18 protein-coding genes are annotated in these 14,740 nt (G+C 64.0%); 2 read left to right on the top strand and 16 right to left on the bottom strand.

Features of this window, described 5'->3' with window-relative positions:
* Both AN401_RS00910 and AN401_RS00905 read right to left on the bottom strand, forming a co-directional pair.
* Window positions 1-432: a hypothetical protein gene (locus tag AN401_RS00910; protein ID WP_094038763.1), complete on the bottom strand. Its 432-nt coding sequence runs from the start codon at window positions 430-432 to the stop codon at window positions 1-3.
* A complete protein-coding gene (locus AN401_RS00905; RefSeq protein ID WP_096778304.1) occupies window positions 422-1,096 on the bottom strand; it encodes an SURF1 family protein in 675 nt (224 codons plus the stop codon). The genes AN401_RS00910 and AN401_RS00905 overlap by 11 nt, the downstream gene beginning before the upstream one ends.
* Window positions 1,097-1,122: 26 nt before the next feature.
* On the opposite strand from AN401_RS00905, the gene AN401_RS00900 reads away from it, so the two are divergent.
* On the top strand, window positions 1,123-1,341 hold the full coding sequence (locus AN401_RS00900; protein ID WP_096778303.1) for a DUF2909 family protein: 219 nt from the start codon (window positions 1,123-1,125) through the stop codon (window positions 1,339-1,341).
* Window positions 1,342-1,347: 6 nt separating this feature from the next.
* Here AN401_RS00900 and AN401_RS00895 read toward each other — a convergent pair whose 3' ends face one another.
* The 7 genes from AN401_RS00895 to AN401_RS00860 all read right to left on the bottom strand — a co-directional run bounded on the left by AN401_RS00895 (window position 1,348) and on the right by AN401_RS00860 (window position 7,958).
* Window positions 1,348-2,217, bottom strand: coding sequence for a cytochrome c oxidase subunit 3 (locus tag AN401_RS00895; RefSeq protein WP_094038766.1), 870 nt, complete (start codon window positions 2,215-2,217; stop codon window positions 1,348-1,350).
* 14 nt (window positions 2,218-2,231) lie between these two features.
* Window positions 2,232-2,759, bottom strand: a complete 528-nt coding sequence (locus AN401_RS00890; RefSeq protein ID WP_094038767.1) for a cytochrome c oxidase assembly protein — start codon at window positions 2,757-2,759, stop codon at window positions 2,232-2,234.
* Window positions 2,746-4,371, bottom strand: a complete 1,626-nt coding sequence (gene ctaD, locus AN401_RS00885) for a cytochrome c oxidase subunit I (RefSeq protein ID WP_096778302.1) — start codon at window positions 4,369-4,371, stop codon at window positions 2,746-2,748. The genes AN401_RS00890 and ctaD overlap by 14 nt, the downstream gene beginning before the upstream one ends.
* A 9-nt stretch (window positions 4,372-4,380) precedes the next feature.
* Window positions 4,381-5,502: a cytochrome c oxidase subunit II gene (gene coxB / locus AN401_RS00880; RefSeq protein ID WP_332461899.1), complete on the bottom strand. Its 1,122-nt coding sequence runs from the start codon at window positions 5,500-5,502 to the stop codon at window positions 4,381-4,383.
* 305 nt (window positions 5,503-5,807) lie between these two features.
* A complete protein-coding gene (lexA, locus tag AN401_RS00870) occupies window positions 5,808-6,425 on the bottom strand; it encodes a transcriptional repressor LexA (protein WP_094038769.1) in 618 nt (205 codons plus the stop codon).
* A 115-nt stretch (window positions 6,426-6,540) separates the two neighbouring features.
* The gene (gene ubiA / locus AN401_RS00865; protein WP_096778301.1) at window positions 6,541-7,413 is read right to left on the bottom strand and encodes a 4-hydroxybenzoate octaprenyltransferase; all 873 of its coding nucleotides are present in this window, start codon (window positions 7,411-7,413) and stop codon (window positions 6,541-6,543) included.
* Window positions 7,410-7,958 carry a chorismate--pyruvate lyase family protein gene (locus tag AN401_RS00860; RefSeq protein ID WP_232513361.1) on the bottom strand — a complete coding sequence of 183 codons (549 nt, stop codon included), beginning with the start codon at window positions 7,956-7,958 and terminating at the stop codon, window positions 7,410-7,412. The genes ubiA and AN401_RS00860 overlap by 4 nt, the downstream gene beginning before the upstream one ends.
* 132 nt (window positions 7,959-8,090) lie before the next feature.
* Between AN401_RS00860 and AN401_RS00855 the strand changes: the two genes are divergently transcribed.
* A complete protein-coding gene (locus tag AN401_RS00855) occupies window positions 8,091-8,492 on the top strand; it encodes a flagellar basal body-associated FliL family protein (protein ID WP_094038798.1) in 402 nt (133 codons plus the stop codon).
* Here AN401_RS00855 and glpG read toward each other — a convergent pair.
* The 7 genes from glpG to AN401_RS00820 all read right to left on the bottom strand — a co-directional run bounded on the left by glpG (window position 8,486) and on the right by AN401_RS00820 (window position 14,530).
* A complete protein-coding gene (gene glpG / locus AN401_RS00850; RefSeq protein WP_094038771.1) occupies window positions 8,486-9,319 on the bottom strand; it encodes a rhomboid family intramembrane serine protease GlpG in 834 nt (277 codons plus the stop codon). The genes AN401_RS00855 and glpG overlap by 7 nt on opposite strands.
* Window positions 9,316-9,636: a thiosulfate sulfurtransferase GlpE gene (gene glpE, locus AN401_RS00845; RefSeq protein WP_094038772.1), complete on the bottom strand. Its 321-nt coding sequence runs from the start codon at window positions 9,634-9,636 to the stop codon at window positions 9,316-9,318. The genes glpG and glpE overlap by 4 nt, the downstream gene beginning before the upstream one ends.
* A gap of 55 nt (window positions 9,637-9,691) precedes the next feature.
* Window positions 9,692-10,396: an ABC transporter ATP-binding protein gene (locus AN401_RS00840; RefSeq protein ID WP_094038773.1), complete on the bottom strand. Its 705-nt coding sequence runs from the start codon at window positions 10,394-10,396 to the stop codon at window positions 9,692-9,694.
* Window positions 10,397-10,398: 2 nt separating this feature from the next.
* Window positions 10,399-11,163, bottom strand: coding sequence for a high-affinity branched-chain amino acid ABC transporter ATP-binding protein LivG (gene livG / locus AN401_RS00835; RefSeq protein WP_096778300.1), 765 nt, complete (start codon window positions 11,161-11,163; stop codon window positions 10,399-10,401).
* Window positions 11,160-12,401 (bottom strand): high-affinity branched-chain amino acid ABC transporter permease LivM, encoded by a 1,242-nt coding sequence (locus AN401_RS00830; protein ID WP_094038775.1) that lies wholly within the window; start codon window positions 12,399-12,401, stop codon window positions 11,160-11,162. Before AN401_RS00830 ends, livG begins: the two co-directional genes overlap by 4 nt.
* Window positions 12,398-13,321, bottom strand: a complete 924-nt coding sequence (livH, locus tag AN401_RS00825; RefSeq protein ID WP_094038776.1) for a high-affinity branched-chain amino acid ABC transporter permease LivH — start codon at window positions 13,319-13,321, stop codon at window positions 12,398-12,400. The genes AN401_RS00830 and livH overlap by 4 nt, the downstream gene beginning before the upstream one ends.
* Window positions 13,322-13,414: 93 nt before the next feature.
* Window positions 13,415-14,530, bottom strand: a complete 1,116-nt coding sequence (locus AN401_RS00820; RefSeq protein WP_096778299.1) for a branched-chain amino acid ABC transporter substrate-binding protein — start codon at window positions 14,528-14,530, stop codon at window positions 13,415-13,417.
* Between the last annotated feature and the right edge of the window lie 210 nt (window positions 14,531-14,740).

The following is a 14,740-nucleotide window of genomic DNA, read 5'->3' as shown; positions in this document are numbered from 1 at the left end:
CTATCCGGCCCGGGAAAACTTGAGCAGACGACGCAGATCCTCAAGCAGGGCCTTGCCGGTCAGCCGGTCCTGTTGCTCGTTGCCGCTCAGGGCATAGCGCATGACGAGCTGGCCGGGCGGATCCGCGATATAGACAAAACCGGCCTCCAGCCCGGGGCCGGCCGACACCGGCATCACCGCCACCCTTTCCTGGTCCCGTCCCAGGGCGAGGTCGATGTTGTGCAACAGGGAAGCGGCGTCGGCGCAGTGGCCGCATTCCGGCGCCAGCGGCAGCAGCAGCCGCCACTGGCGGGCCCCTTCTATCCGTCCCTCCACCCACTCCCCCTGGCCCTTGACCCCGGGGGTGAACCAGCCCTGCTGCAGAACGACCCAGGCCAGGGCTACCGGCAACAGGAATACCCCCACCAACGCCAACACCGGTTTATGTTTCATGCCGCCTCCGATAGAACACCAATGCCGCCACCCACACCGCCAGGGCCATGGCAAACCACTGCACCGCATAGCCCAGGTGCCGCTCCGGCCCCATCACCACCGGCTGCCACTCGGTTCCCTCCGTCTCCAGCCGCAACACGAACGGCAGCGTCCGTTGGCCCCAGCGGGCCCGCAGCAGGTCCGGGTCCAGCCCGCTGATGCGTCGGGTCTGGGGATCCGGGGCGCCGCCCAGGGAAAGGGGCGGCCGGTAGGGCCGGACCAGCACGCCATTCAACTGCACCGGCCCTTCCGGTACCGCCACCACCGGCAGCCGCCGCCGGTCCGGATCCGCCGGCCACCAGCCGGCATCCACCGCCAGCAGGCCGTAGGGGGTCTGCAGCGGGCGGATCAGGCGGTAGCCCGCCCGCCCTTCGTGCATCTGGTTGTCGAGGAAGAGATCGCCGCCGGCCAGGTAAAGACCGCTCACCTCCAGGCGATAGCCGAAGGGGTTATCGATAGCCAGGGTTTCATCCAGATCCAGAGCGATGTCGCGCCGCTGCTGCCATTCCTGCAACAACTGCCGCTTGTCATCGGCCCGGGACAACTGCCAGATCCCCATGGTGACCATCAGCATGGTCATCAGCAGGGTCAGCGCCAACAATCCCCAACTTTTTCCTATACTCAAGACCTGGTCTCTCCGGGAAGCGATTGATGCTGTTCAAACTACTGATTGTCTTGCTGTTGTTGATGATGATCGGCAACCTGCTGCTGGGTCTCAGGGCCATGCTCGGCAACCGGGATCCGGCGCTGATGGCCCGCTATATCGGTCGCCGCCTGCTGTTCGCCGTCATCATACTGCTGCTGTTGATCGCCGCCATGGCCAGCGGGCTGCTGGTGCCCCATCCCACTCCGGGATGGAGCACCAAATGAAGCCCGCTATAAAATATAGACGAAGACGAACAAACAGAGCCAGACCACGTCCACAAAGTGCCAGTACCAGCTGCTGGCCTGAAAGCCGAAATGCTGCGCCGGGGTGAAATGCCCCTTGTTGACCCTGAGCCACATGATGAACAGCATCAGGGTGCCCAGGGTGACGTGGGCCCCGTGAAAACCGGTGAGCAGGAAGAAGGTGTTGCCGTAGATGCCGGAATCCAGCCGCAGGCCCAGATCCCGGTAGGCGTGCACGTACTCCCAGGCCTGCAGGCCCAGGAACAGCGCTCCCAGCAGCACCGTTCCCCCCAGCCATTGCTTGAGCCGGGCCCGCTGCTCCCGCAGCAGCGCCAGGTGCGCCAGGTGCACCGTCACCGAGGAGGACAGCAGTATGATGGTGTTGACCAGCGGCAGGCCGAACCAGCCCATGGCGGTGGTTTCGATGCCGCCGGGGGTCAGTACCAGGGGCCAGACCGGATTGAACTCGGGCCACAGCACCTCGTGGGTCATGGCGTTGTTGCCGGCACCGCCCAGCCAGGGCACCGCCAGCACCCGGGCGTAGAAAAGGGCACCGAAGAAGGCACCGAAGAACATCACCTCCGAGAAGATGAACCAGCTCATGCCCTGGCGGAAGGATCTGTCCATCTGCTCGCTGTACAGGCCAGAGTGGGCTTCATCAATCACGTTGCCGAACCAGCCAAACAGCATAAAGGTCATCACCAGGGTGCCGGCACCGAACACCACGGGCCCCCAGATGCCGGCGATGCCCGCCGCCCACATGCCGGCCCCCGACGCCAGCAGGAAAAGCCCGACCGCCCCCACTATGGGCCAGGGGCTCTGGGCCGGAACATAATAACTCTGAGTCTTGACCGCCATGACTGCCTCCTTGCTCAGCTGCGCGTGGCAACCTGCTCGCTGATGTCGTAAAGGGTATAGGACAGGGTGAACACCTCGATATGACCGGGCAGGGCTTCATCCACATAGAAGCGCATCGGCATCACCGCCTGCTGCCGCGCCGCCAGGGGCTGCTCCTGGAAACAGAAGCACTCGGTCTTGCGCAGGTAGCCCGCCGCCACCCCCGGCGACACCGAGGGAATGGCCCGCAGCACCCGGTCCTCCGCCACATGGCTGGTCACGATGAAGTCCACCTGGTGCATCTCGCCCGGATGCACCTGCAGCCGGCGCACCGAGGGTTCGAAGTCGCCGCTGAGGCCCTTGGCCTTGTAGGTCACAAACTCCACGGTGATCAGCCGCTGCTCGTCCATGGTCCTGGACTCCGCCGCCGCGCTGGTGGCGGTCTTGCCATTGAGGCCGGTGATATCGCAGAACACGTCGTACAGGGGGACCAGGGCGAAGCCGAAGCCGAACATCCCCACCGCCACCAGACCGAGCTTGAGCGCCTTTTTACCGTGATCCATTGCCTTCCACCTCCGGGGGGGTGCTGAAGGTGTGGTAGGGCGCCGGCGAGGGCACCGTCCACTCCAGGCCATGGGCCCCTTCCCAGGGGCAGGCCGCCGCTTTTTCTCCGCCGCGGATGCACTTCACCAGCACCGCCACGAAGATCAGCTGGGACAGGCCGAAGGCGAAGCCGCCGATGCTGACCAGGGCGTTGATGTCGGCGAATTGCAGGGCGTAGTCCGGGATCCGCCTGGGCATGCCGGCCAGCCCCAGGAAATGCATGGGGAAAAAGAGAATGTTCACCGAAATCACCGAGCACCAGAAATGCCACTTGGCCAGCCGCTCGTCGAACATGTGGCCGGTCCATTTCGGCATCCAGTAATAGGCCGCCGCCATGATGGAAAAGATGGCGCCGGACACCAGCACGTAGTGGAAGTGGGCTACCACGAAGTAGGTGTCGTGGTACTGGAAGTCGGCCGGGGTGATGGCCAGCATCAGGCCGCTGAAACCACCGATGGTAAACAGCACGATAAAGGCCAGGGCGAACAGCATGGGCACCTCGAAGCTGATGGAGCCCCGCCACATGGTGGCCACCCAGTTGAACACCTTGACCCCGGTGGGCACCGAGATCAGCATGGTGCAGTACATGAAGAACAGCTCCGCCGCCACCGGCATGCCCACGGTGAACATATGGTGGGCCCATACCAGGAAGCTCAGGCCGGCGATGGAGGCGGTGGCGTACACCATGGAGGCGTAGCCGAACAGCCGCTTGCGGCTGAAGGTGGGGATGATGGCCGAGATGATGCCGAAACTCGGCAAGATCATGATGTACACCTCGGGGTGGCCGAAGAACCAGAAGATGTGCTGGAACAACACAGGGTCGCCGCCCCCGGCCGCGTCGAAGAAGCTGGTGCCGAAGTACTTGTCGGTGAGCACCATGGTCACCGCCCCCGCCAGCACCGGCATCACCGCGATCAGCAGGAAGGCGGTGATCAGCCAGGTCCAGCAGAACAGGGGCAGTTTCATCCAGGTCATGCCCGGCGCCCGCAGGTTCCAGATGGTAACGATGACGTTGATCGCCCCCATGATGGAGCTGATGCCCATGATATGGATGGCGAACACGAACAGGGCGGTGCTGTCCGGCGCGTAGGTGGTGGACAGGGGCGCGTAGAAGGTCCAGCCGAAGTTGGGGCCGCCGCCGGGCATGAACAGCGAGCTCAGCATCAGCAGGAAGGCGAAGGGCAATATCCAGAAGCTCCAGTTGTTCATGCGCGGCAGCGCCATGTCGGGCGCCCCTATCATCATGGGGATCATCCAGTTGGCCAGGCCCACGAAGGCGGGCATGACGGCGCCGAACACCATGATAAGGCCGTGCATGGTGGTCATCTGGTTGAAGAAGTTCGGCTCCACCAGTTGCATGCCGGGCTGGAACAGCTCGGCACGGATCACCATGGCCATGCTGCCGCCCAGCAGGAACATGGCCAGGCTGAACAGCAGGTAGAGACTGCCGATGTCCTTGTGGTTGGTGGTCAACAACCAGCGCATGATGCCCCTGGCCGGGCCATGGTGGTGGTGATCGTCCGCCACGCCCAACTGGCCGTCCGCGGTCTGAGTACGGTCTAACTGCGTCATCCCTGCCCCCTATTGTCCCTGCCTGGCTTCATGGATGTCCTTGGGCTGCACCAGATCGCCGGTGTCGTTGCCCCAGGCGTTGCGCTCGTAGGTGATGACGGCGGCCAGCTCCTTCAGCGCCAGCTGCCGGTCAAAACTCTGCATGGCGGTACCCGCCTTGCCGTAGAGCACGATGTCGATATGGGCGGCCCTGTCGTTCAGCACCATCTGGCTACCCTTGAGCGCCGGAAAAGCGCCGGGGATCCCTTCGCCATTGGCCATGTGGCAGGCGGCGCAGCTGCGCTGATAGACCTGCTCGCCCAGGGCCATCATCTCCTCCATGGTCATCTCCATGGCCAGCAGTTCCTGCTCGGCGGCCCGGGCGGCGGCCTGCTCCGCCTTGGCTTGCGCCAGCCAGTCGTCGAACTCGGCGGCCGGCCGGGCATCCACCACTATCGGCATAAAAGCATGATCCTTGCCGCACAGCTCGGCGCACTGGCCCCGGTAGATACCGGGCTGGTTGATGCGGGTCCAGGCCTCGTTGATAAAGCCGGGGATGGCGTCCTTCTTGACCGCGAAGGCCGGCATCCACCAGGAGTGGATGACGTCGTCGGCAGTGATCAGGAAGCGCACCTTGCGATCGGTGGGCAGCACCAGGGGCCGGTCCACCTCCAGCAGGTAGTTGTCACGCTTGCGCAGGCTGCCGTCGATTTCCTGGGGCAGGGTCGCCAGCAGGCTGAAAAACTCGACGTCCTCGCCGAAGTAGCGGTAGTGCCACTTCCACTGGGAGGCGGTGACCTGCACCGTCAGATCCGACTGGCTGGCATCCTCCATGGCGATCAGGGTGCGGGTGGCGGGAATGGCCATGCCCACCAGGATCAGGAAGGGAATGATGGTCCAGAGGATCTCCACCTTGGTGCTTTCGTGAAACTGGGCAGCCTTGGCGCCCCTGGACTTGCGGTGGTGGATGATGGCCCAGAACATGACCCCGAACACCACCAGGCCGATCAGCGCACAGATGATGAGTATGGTCATGTGCAGGCCATACACCTTCTGGCTGATATCGGTGACCCCCTGGGTCATGTTGAAACGGCTTTGTGCCCACACGGGCAACGATGCCACTAGCGACAGCAGCAGAACGATCGGCTTCACACGCACCCCCAAAAAGTCTTGGTCCTTTATTTTGGCGCACTCGCAAGAGAGTCAGTGCTTACCGAACCACCGCGTCCATCGGTCCGGCACACACTAAGTAAAGCATTGATTATGAAAAAGTAAAAAAATGAAAAAAGAAGCGGGAAGCGGGAAGCGGGAAGCGGGAAGCGGGAAGCGGGAAGCGGGAAGCGGGAAGCGGGAAGCGGGAAGCGGGAAGCGGGAAGCGGGAAGCGGGAAGCGGGAAGCGGGAAGCGGGAAGCGGGAAGCATGCTAAGCCCCCGCCAACCCCAAGGCAAGCGGACGAGTTAAAAGTCGGTGTTGCGGATCACGCCCACCGCCAGGCCCTCGATGGTCAGTTCCTGGCTGCGCAGATCGACCTCGATGGGAGACAGCTCCTCGTTCTCCGGCAGCAGGCTGACCTTGCTGCCCTGGCGCCGGAAGCGCTTGACCGTGACTTCGTCGTCGAGCCGGGCCACTACTACCTGGCCGTTGCGGGCCTCACCGGTCTTGTGCACCGCCAGCAGATCGCCGTCCATGATGCCGATGTTCTTCATGCTCATGCCCCTGACCCGCAGCAGGAAATCGGCCGGCGGATGGAACAGGGCCGGATCCAGCTTGTAGTGGCTTTCTATGTGCTGCTGCGCCAGGATGGGCTCGCCGGCGGCCACCCGCCCGATCAGCGGCAGGCCCGGCTCTTCCTCCGGCTCTTCTTCCTGGGCCAGGCGAATGCCGCGGGAGGTGCCGGGCATCATCTCGATCACCCCTTTCTTGGCCAGGGCCTTCAGATGCTCCTCGGCGGCGTTGGCGGACTTGAACCCCAGGGACTGGGCAATTTCGGCACGGGTGGGCGGCATGCCGGTCTGCTGGATATGCGCCTTGATGATTTCCAGCACCTGGGACTGACGGGGGGTTAGCGCTTTCATAGGGAACCTGTCTTTTTATACAGCTAACTGTCAGTATATCCAGTAAATCCGGCAGGGCAAGCACAATACGCCCTCCCCGGCCGGCACTCCCCTGGCGACCAGGGCGGGAACAGGGCTACAGCAGCGCCAGGGCCAGACCGGCGAACACCGCCATACCCGCGAAGTTGTTGTTGAGGAAGGCCCGGAAGCAGGCCATCCGTTCCCGGTCCCGGATCAGCCGCTGCTGGTACACGAAGAGCGCGGCGGCGCCCAACAGCCCCCAGTAGAAAGGCGCGGCCAGGGCGAATACCTGGCCCGCTGCTACCAACAGCAGCAGGGTGACCAGCTGCAGCAGGCCGACCATCAGCTTGTCGCGCCGGCCGAACAGAACGGCGGTGGACTTGACCCCGATCCGGAGATCGTCGTCCCTGTCCACCATGGCGTACATGGTGTCGTAGGCCACGGTCCAGCTCAGATTGGCGGCAAACAGCAGCCAGAGCCCCGCGGGCAGGCTGTTTGCCTGGGCCGCAAAGGCCATGGGAATGGCCCAGGAGAAGGCGATACCCAGGAACAGCTGGGGCAGGTGGGTATAGCGCTTCATAAAGGGGTAGAGCGCGGCCCAGCCCAGGCCGGCGAAAGCCAGCTGAATGGTCAGGGCGTTGGTGGTCAGCACCAGCAGGAAGGAAATGGCCACCAGCAGGGCGAAAAAGCCCAGGGCCTGGCGCTCGGTCAGTTCGCCGGCAGGCAGCGGCCGGGCCTGGGTGCGCTTGACGTGGCCATCGATATGGCGGTCCGCATAGTCGTTGATCACGCAGCCGGCGGAGCGCATAAAGAAGACCCCGGCGACGAACACCAGCAGCAGCCAAAGTGAAGGCAGGCCGTCGGCGGCGATCCACAGGGCCCAGAGGGTGGGCCAGAGCAGCAGCAGGCTGCCGATGGGCTTGTCCATGCGGGCCAGCGCCATATAGGCACGCCAGCGCGGGCGGGAAGGCGAAGTCAGGGTGGTCATGCTACAGGCTCCTGATAGGCGGGCACGGCGGGCAGAAACAGCTCGGTCACCAGCACCCGGGCACGCCCGGTGGCCAGCACGGAACGCCGACCCCAGAGCGGTCCCGGGCTTGGGTCCAGACCGGCGCGGTGGCAAAGTCGAATGCGCTCATCGTTGGTCAGTTCGGCGAACTCGAAGGTGGATCGCTGCAGATCCGGGGCATCGAACAGCAACTCGCCCAGGGCGCGCCGTCCCAGCCCGGTCAATTGCGGCATGGCAGCCCGGGTGGCCGGAGAATAGAGGGAACTGGCATAGACCCAGGGGGTTTCGTCGCAGTAGAGCAATACCTCCCGGCAATAGGCCTGCTCGCAGTCCAGCAGGGCCTTCTGTTGCGGGGTCAGGGAGAGCAGCGCTTCGCTGGCCAGCACCTCGACCCGGAAGTCCCGGCAATGCCGGCGCAGGCGCTCGGTCAGGGAGCCGGGATCCCGCAGCCAGTCGCACAGGGCGGGCCACCCCAATGGCGACGCTGCCGACCAGCCCCAGCGGTGATCGATGGACGCCGTCACGGCGCGCTCCTGAAATAACGGATAGACATAAAAAGGGACAGCTCAGTTACCTTAAAAACCACCTAATTACTTGACCGGCACGATATTTGTTTAAACAATGCGCCCCAGAAACCAAGGTTGGAGACATTGTTTATGCTACGCATTGCTGCGCTGTGCCTGTTGCTGACGATAGCGGGCCAGACCCGGGCACAGGAAGCATCGCCGGCTCCCGAAGGGGCCCTATACTACACCATGACGCCGGACATTATTACCAACTACCAGCATTCGGGCGATCAGCTCGGTTATATCCGGGTGGCCGTCGAGCTGATGCTGGAGCGCCCGGAGCAGATGCCGCTGGTGGAGCGACACATGCCGCTGCTGCGGGACGCCATCAACAGCCTGCTGGCCGAGAAAAACCAGCAGGAGATCCGCTCCCTGGCCGCCCGCACCGAACTGGCCAGCGAGGGCCAGCGCCGGCTGAACGACCTGCTGCTGAAGGAAACCGGCGAGGCGCCCATCCGTCGCCTGCTGTTCACCAATTTCCTCTATCAGTAACGGCGGGATCTGTTGTCGAGCCAGGCCTGGGCCAGGCCGATCAGGCCGCCGCCCAGGTGGGCCATATTGGCCACCGGTCCCAGCACCCCGGCGAAGCCCAGCACCAACCACACCACCATAAACACCGCCATGCCGTCCGGCAGGCCGATACCCCGCAGCGGGTTGAGCCGGCCGCTGAGCCAGACATAGGCCAGCAGGGCATAGACCACCCCGGACAGGCCGCCAAAGCGGGGGCCGCTGGCCCAGTACTGCATCAGGTTGGGCAGCACCGCCGCCACCAGCAGCAGGGTCAGCAGCTTGCCGTGCCCCAGGCGGCGCTCCACCATGCCGCCCAGGTACCACCACCAGAACAGGTTGAACACCAGGTGCATCAGGGAAAAGTGCAGCAGTGCCGGGGTAAAGGCGCGCCAGAACTCCAGCCCCAGCAGCAGTTCCCAGCGGGGCGGAAAGGACAGCAGCCCGAACATGGGCAGCCCCAGCCAGCTCAGGCCATAGACCAGCAGGCAGGCCAGCACCACCACCATGTTCACCGGTCCGGTCTGGCGCAGCAGATCGCCCAGCCAGCCGGGCTCCTGGCGACCGTGGCTAAAGCGGACCTGGGTGTCGCCCTGGCGCCAGGAGGCATCCTGGTAGCGGGGATGCAGCGGCTCCGCCAGGAAGCGTTTCACCTCCTGCAACGCCTCCTGATAGCGGGACTCGTTGACCAGCCAGATGCTGACGTTGCCGTCGTCGTCCAGGGTCAACTCGCACTTGAGCCCGATGTCGGCCAGATAATCCACGAAGGCCTGGGCCCGGCGCGGATCATCGAGCACCAGTAGCAGCTTCATCCGGCCCCGACCACCGCCTGGGTACGGCGCCAGGCCTCGAAGCCGCCGTCCAGACTGTAGACTTCCTCGAAGCCTTGGTGGATCAGGTACTGGGCCGCACCCTGGCTGCTGATGCCGTGGTAGCACATCACGATCACCGGGGTATCGAACTCCACCTCACTGGTGAACCGCACCAGGCTGTCGTTGGTAAGATGAAAGGCGCCCTCGGCATGGGCCAGGGCAAAGGACTGGGCATCGCGGATATCCACCAGCCGGGCGCGGCCCTCGGCCAGCAGGGTACCGGCCTCGGCCACCGAAATATGGGCAAACTGATCCATAGACTCCTCCTCGAGTAATGTCAGGGCAGTTTACCCAATAGCGGCGGCCTTGGCATCATCCGCCCAGGTAGGCCCGCCGTACCTGTTCGTTGACCAGCAGGGCGGCGCCGGTATCGGCCAGCACGATACGGCCGTTTTCCAGCACATAGCCCCGATCCGCCAGCTTCAGCGCCTGGTTGGCGTTCTGCTCCACCAGGAAGATGGTCATGCCCTTCTCCTCGCGCAAGCGGGCGATGGTGTCGAAGATCTGGGCGATGATGATGGGCGCCAGGCCGAGCGAGGGCTCGTCCAGCAGCAGCAGCCGCGGCTTGCTCATCAGCGCCCGGCCGATGGCCAGCATCTGCTGCTCGCCGCCGGACATGGTGCCGGCCCGCTGGTGCATGCGCTCCTTGAGTCGGGGGAACATCTGGTACACCTCCTCCAGCAGCCCCTGGTGCTCGGCCTTGTCCACGAAGAAGGCGCCCATGTGCAGGTTCTCCTCCACCGTCAACCGGGAAAAGATCCGCCGCCCCTCGGGCACGATGGCGATGTCCTTGCGCATGATGGTGGCGGTGTCCAGGGCGCTCATGTCCTGCCCCTCGAACAGCACCCGCCCCTGGGTCGGCTTGGGATCGCCGCAGATGGTCATCATCAGGGTGGTCTTGCCCGCCCCGTTGGCGCCGATCAGGGTGACTATCTCCCCCTGGTCGATATGGATGGACACCTGTTCCAGCGCCTGGATCTTGCCGTAGCTGGCACTCACATTCTCCACTCGCAGCATGGTCAGGCTTCTCCCAGGTAGGCGTTGATCACATCGGGGTTATTGCGCACCTGCTCGGGGGTGCCGTCGGCCAGGGGCCGGCCCTGGTTGACCACGTAGATATGGTCGGAGATGCCCATCACCAGTTTCATGTCGTGCTCGATCAGCAGGATGCTCACGCCCTCGTTGTCGCGCAGATCGCAGATCAGCCGATCCAGCTCATGGGTCTCGTTCGGATTAAGCCCCGCCGCCGGCTCGTCCAGCATCAGCAGTTGCGGCCGGGCCGCCATGCAGCGGGCGATCTCCAGCCGGCGCTGCTGGCCATAGGCCAGGTTGCCGGCGGTGCGGTTGGCAAACTCGGTCAATCGTACCTTCTCCAGCCAGTAGTGGGCCCGCTCCAACCCTTCCCGCTCCGCCCGGCGAAAACCGGGGGTCTTGAACAGGCCGGCGAGAAAGTTGGTATTGAGATGGCGATGCTGGGCCACCAGCAGGTTTTCCAGCACCGTCATTTCCTTGAACAGGCGTACGTGCTGGAAAGTGCGCACCATGCCGAGGCGGGCGATTTTGTGGCCGGGCATACCCTGGATCGCCTGCCCCCGGAAATTGACGGTGCCGCCGCTCGGCCGGTAGAAGCCGGACAGGCAGTTGAACACCGTGGTCTTGCCGGCCCCGTTGGGGCCGATCACCGAGACGATCTGCCGCTCTCCCAGGGACAGCGCCACCCCGTCCACCGCCACCAGGCCGCCGAAGCGCATGGTCAGGCCGGATACCTTTAACAGCTCGGTCATGATTTCAGCTCCATGTGCGGTCGGTGCATCGGCAGCAGGCCCTGGGGCCGCCAGATCATCATCAATACCATCAGCAGGCCGAACAGCAGCATGCGGTATTCGTTAAACTCCCGGGTCAGCTCCGGCAGTATGGTCATGACGATGGCCGCCAGCACCACCCCTATCTGCGAGCCCATGCCGCCCAGCACCACGATGGCAAGGATGATGGCCGACTCGATGAACACGAAAGACTCGGGGCTGATAAAGCCCTGACGGGCGGCGAAGAAACTGCCGGCAAAACCGGCGAAGGCGGCCCCGATGGTGAAGGCGCTCAGCTTAATCAGCGTCGGGTTGAGGCCAAGCGAGCGGCAGGCGATTTCGTCCTCGCGCAGCGCCTCCCAGGCCCGGCCGAGCGGCATGCGCAGCAGCCGGTTGATGATGAAGATGGTAAACACCACCAGCACCAGCGCCAGCAGGTAAAGGAAGATCACCTTGTGTCCCGAGTTGTAGGCAATGCCGAAGAATTCGTGGAAAAGGTTCTCGCCCCGGCGCTCGAACTCCAGCCCGAACAGGGTCGGCTTGGGAATGCCGGCGATGCCGTTGGGGCCGCCGGTCACCTCCGTCATGTTGTTGAGCAGGATGCGGATGATCTCGCCGAAGCCCAGGGTGACGATGGCCAGGTAGTCGCCGCGCAGGCGCAGCACCGGAAAGCCGAGCAAAAAGCCGAACAGGGCCGCCATGCCACCGGCGATCAGCAGACAGGTCCAGAAATCCAGCCCCAGGTAGGCGTTGAGCAGGGCATAGGTATAGGCGCCCACCGCGTAGAAGCCCACGTAGCCCAGATCCAGCAGCCCGGCCAGGCCCACCACCACGTTGAGTCCCAACCCCAGCATTACGTAGATCAGGGTCAGGGTGGCCAGGTCGACGGCACCGCGGGAGCCGACGAAAGGCCAGATGATGAGGGCGCTCAGCACCAGCACGGTGACGATGCGGTACAGCCAGGGCTGCTCTTCCGGCGCAGGCAGGGCGAAATGGCCCTTGCGATCGGAGAGGTAGCGGAAGGGCTTGCGCAATTGGGCCTGAAACAGCTGGGCCAGGAACACCAGGGCGGCCCCCAGCGCCAACCACTCCCAGGCCGCGTCCAGGCGGTTGGTCACCACCAGCCGGGTACCGGCGGTTTCCAGCCGGAAGCCGAGCAGCCAGCCGGCCAGCACCAGGAACAGGGCGGCGGCGATGAAGGCGGGTTTGAACTTGTTCATACCTTTTCCACCTCCGGTTTGCCCAGAATGCCGGTGGGCATGAACAGCAGCACCGCGATCAACAGGCCGAAGGACACCACGTCCTTGTACTCGGTGCTGAAGTAGGCGCCGGTCATGGCCTCGGTCACGCCCAGCAGCAGGCCGCCGAGCACGGCACCGGGAATGCTGCCGATGCCGCCAAGCACGGCGGCGGTAAAGGCCTTGAGCCCGGCCATAAAGCCGATATAGGGGTTGATGACGCCGTAATAGGAGCCCAGCAGCACCCCGGCCACCGCCGCCAGGGCGGCGCCGATCACGAAGGTGAGGGCGATGATGGTGTTGCTGTTGATGCCGAGCAGGTTGGCCATCTTCAGATCCTCGGCGCAGGCGCGGCAGGCGCGGCCCATGCGCGAGCGGGAGATAAACAGCGACAGCAGGGTCATGGCGACGAAGGTCACCAGGAAGATGATCAGCTGCATGTAGGACAGGGAGGCCTGGAAGCTACCCTCGCCGAAGCTCCAGCCGCCGGGGATCAGGCTGGGCATGGCGACGTCCCGCGAGCCCTGGCTGAGGCGCATCATGTTCTGCAGGAAGATGGACATGCCGATGGCGGAGATCAGGGCGATCAACCGCTTGCTGCTGCGCAGCGGCCGGTAGGCCACCCGCTCGATGGAATAGCCATAAACGCTGGTCAGGGTGATGCTCACCAGGAAGGCGGACGTCAGCAGCAGGAAGCTGCTGTCGATGCCCATCATCATCAGGCCGGTCATCACCATGAAGGCGGCATAGGCGCCGATCATGTAGACCTCGCCATGGGCGAAGTTGATCATGCCGATGATGCCGTACACCATGGTATAGCCGATGGCGATCAGGGCATAGGTGCTGCCAATGGTCAGGCCATTGAGCAGCTGTTGGATGAAATAAAGCACAGGCTCAGACATACAACCTTGTCCTTGTCGTAAGAGCGGTCGGGAAAATGGGGGAATACCAAAGCGGGGCCGGCAGGCCCCGCTTGCGTCAGGAGGTGCTTCCCCTTACAGCTGGGTGGAAGAGCCGTCCTTGTGCCATTCGAACACGCCGAACTCAAAGCCGAGCAGGTCGCCCTTGTCATCCCAGGAAAGAGGGCCCATCACGGTATTCACCGGCTCGGCGCGCAGCGCTTCGGCCACCGCTTCCGGCTCGGTGCCGGCACGCTTGATGCCCTCGGCGATGGCTTCCACCGCCGCATAGGTGGTCCATACGAAGGGGCCGGTGGGATCCTCGCCCTTGGCCTTGATCGCCTCGACCACGGCGGCGTTGGCCGGATCCAGGTCGTATTTCTTGGGCAGGGTGACCAGCAGGCCTTCGGAGGCATCGCCGGCGATGGAGGTGATGTCCTTGTGGCCCACGCCTTCCGGTCCCATAAAGCGGGCCTTGAAGCCTTTCTCGGCGGATTGCCGCAGGATCAGCCCCAGTTCCGGGTGGTAGCCGCCATAATAGACGAAGTCCACCTGTTCCCGCTGCAGCTTGGCGATCAGTGCCGAGAAGTCCTTGTCGCCCGAGGTGATCCCCTCGTAGGCCACCACCTCGACACCGGCCTGCTTCAGCGCGTCGCGCACGCTGGAGGCCAGGCCTTCACCGTACTGTTTCTTGTCATGGATCACCGCGATGCGGCTGGGCTTGGCGTGCTCCAGGATATAGCGGGCGGCGGTCGGCCCCTGGTCACTGTCGAGGCCGATGGTCCGCATCACAAATTCCAGATCGCGCTCGGTGATGGCGGGGTTGGTAGAGGCCGGCGTCACCATCAGTATGCCTTCGTCGTCGTACACGTCCGACGCCGGCAGGGTGCTGTCGGAGCACAGGTGGCCCACCACGAACTGGACACCGTCATTGACGATACGGTTGGCCACCGCCACCGCCTGCTTGGGATCGCAGGCATCGTCGTATTCCACCGCCTGCAGGCTGTACTCGCCCAGGGTGCCGGACTGGTTGAGCAGCTCCACCGCCATGCGGCCGCCGGTAAACTGCATGTCACCGTACTGGGCCACGGCACCGGTTACCGGGCCGGCAATGGCAATCTTTACGGTTTCCGCCGAGGCGGAAAAGGCCGCGCCGTACCCCAGGGCGGCGCACACCGCCACCGCTACCGCCTTCTTGTTCCATATGACCATGTAAATTCCCTCTGTCCTGATATTGGTCTTGCCGGAGATGATCCGGTCTGCCCTTTTTTCTAACCCTAGTGCGTCATTTCCACAAGAGAAAAATGCTTCAGATGGGGCCGGTTACAAAATAAAAACAAAGAGTGTGAAGCCGGATCCCATCCAGGACTGGTCCATAACCCGAACCTGCCTAAAAAACAGGCAGCGAGGTGTCATGCCGCC

The organism is Zobellella denitrificans (genome assembly GCF_002407485.1).
In the GTDB taxonomy this organism is placed as follows: domain Bacteria; phylum Pseudomonadota; class Gammaproteobacteria; order Enterobacterales; family Aeromonadaceae; genus Oceanimonas; species Oceanimonas denitrificans.
This window is presented reverse-complemented; position numbering and strand designations above follow the sequence as displayed.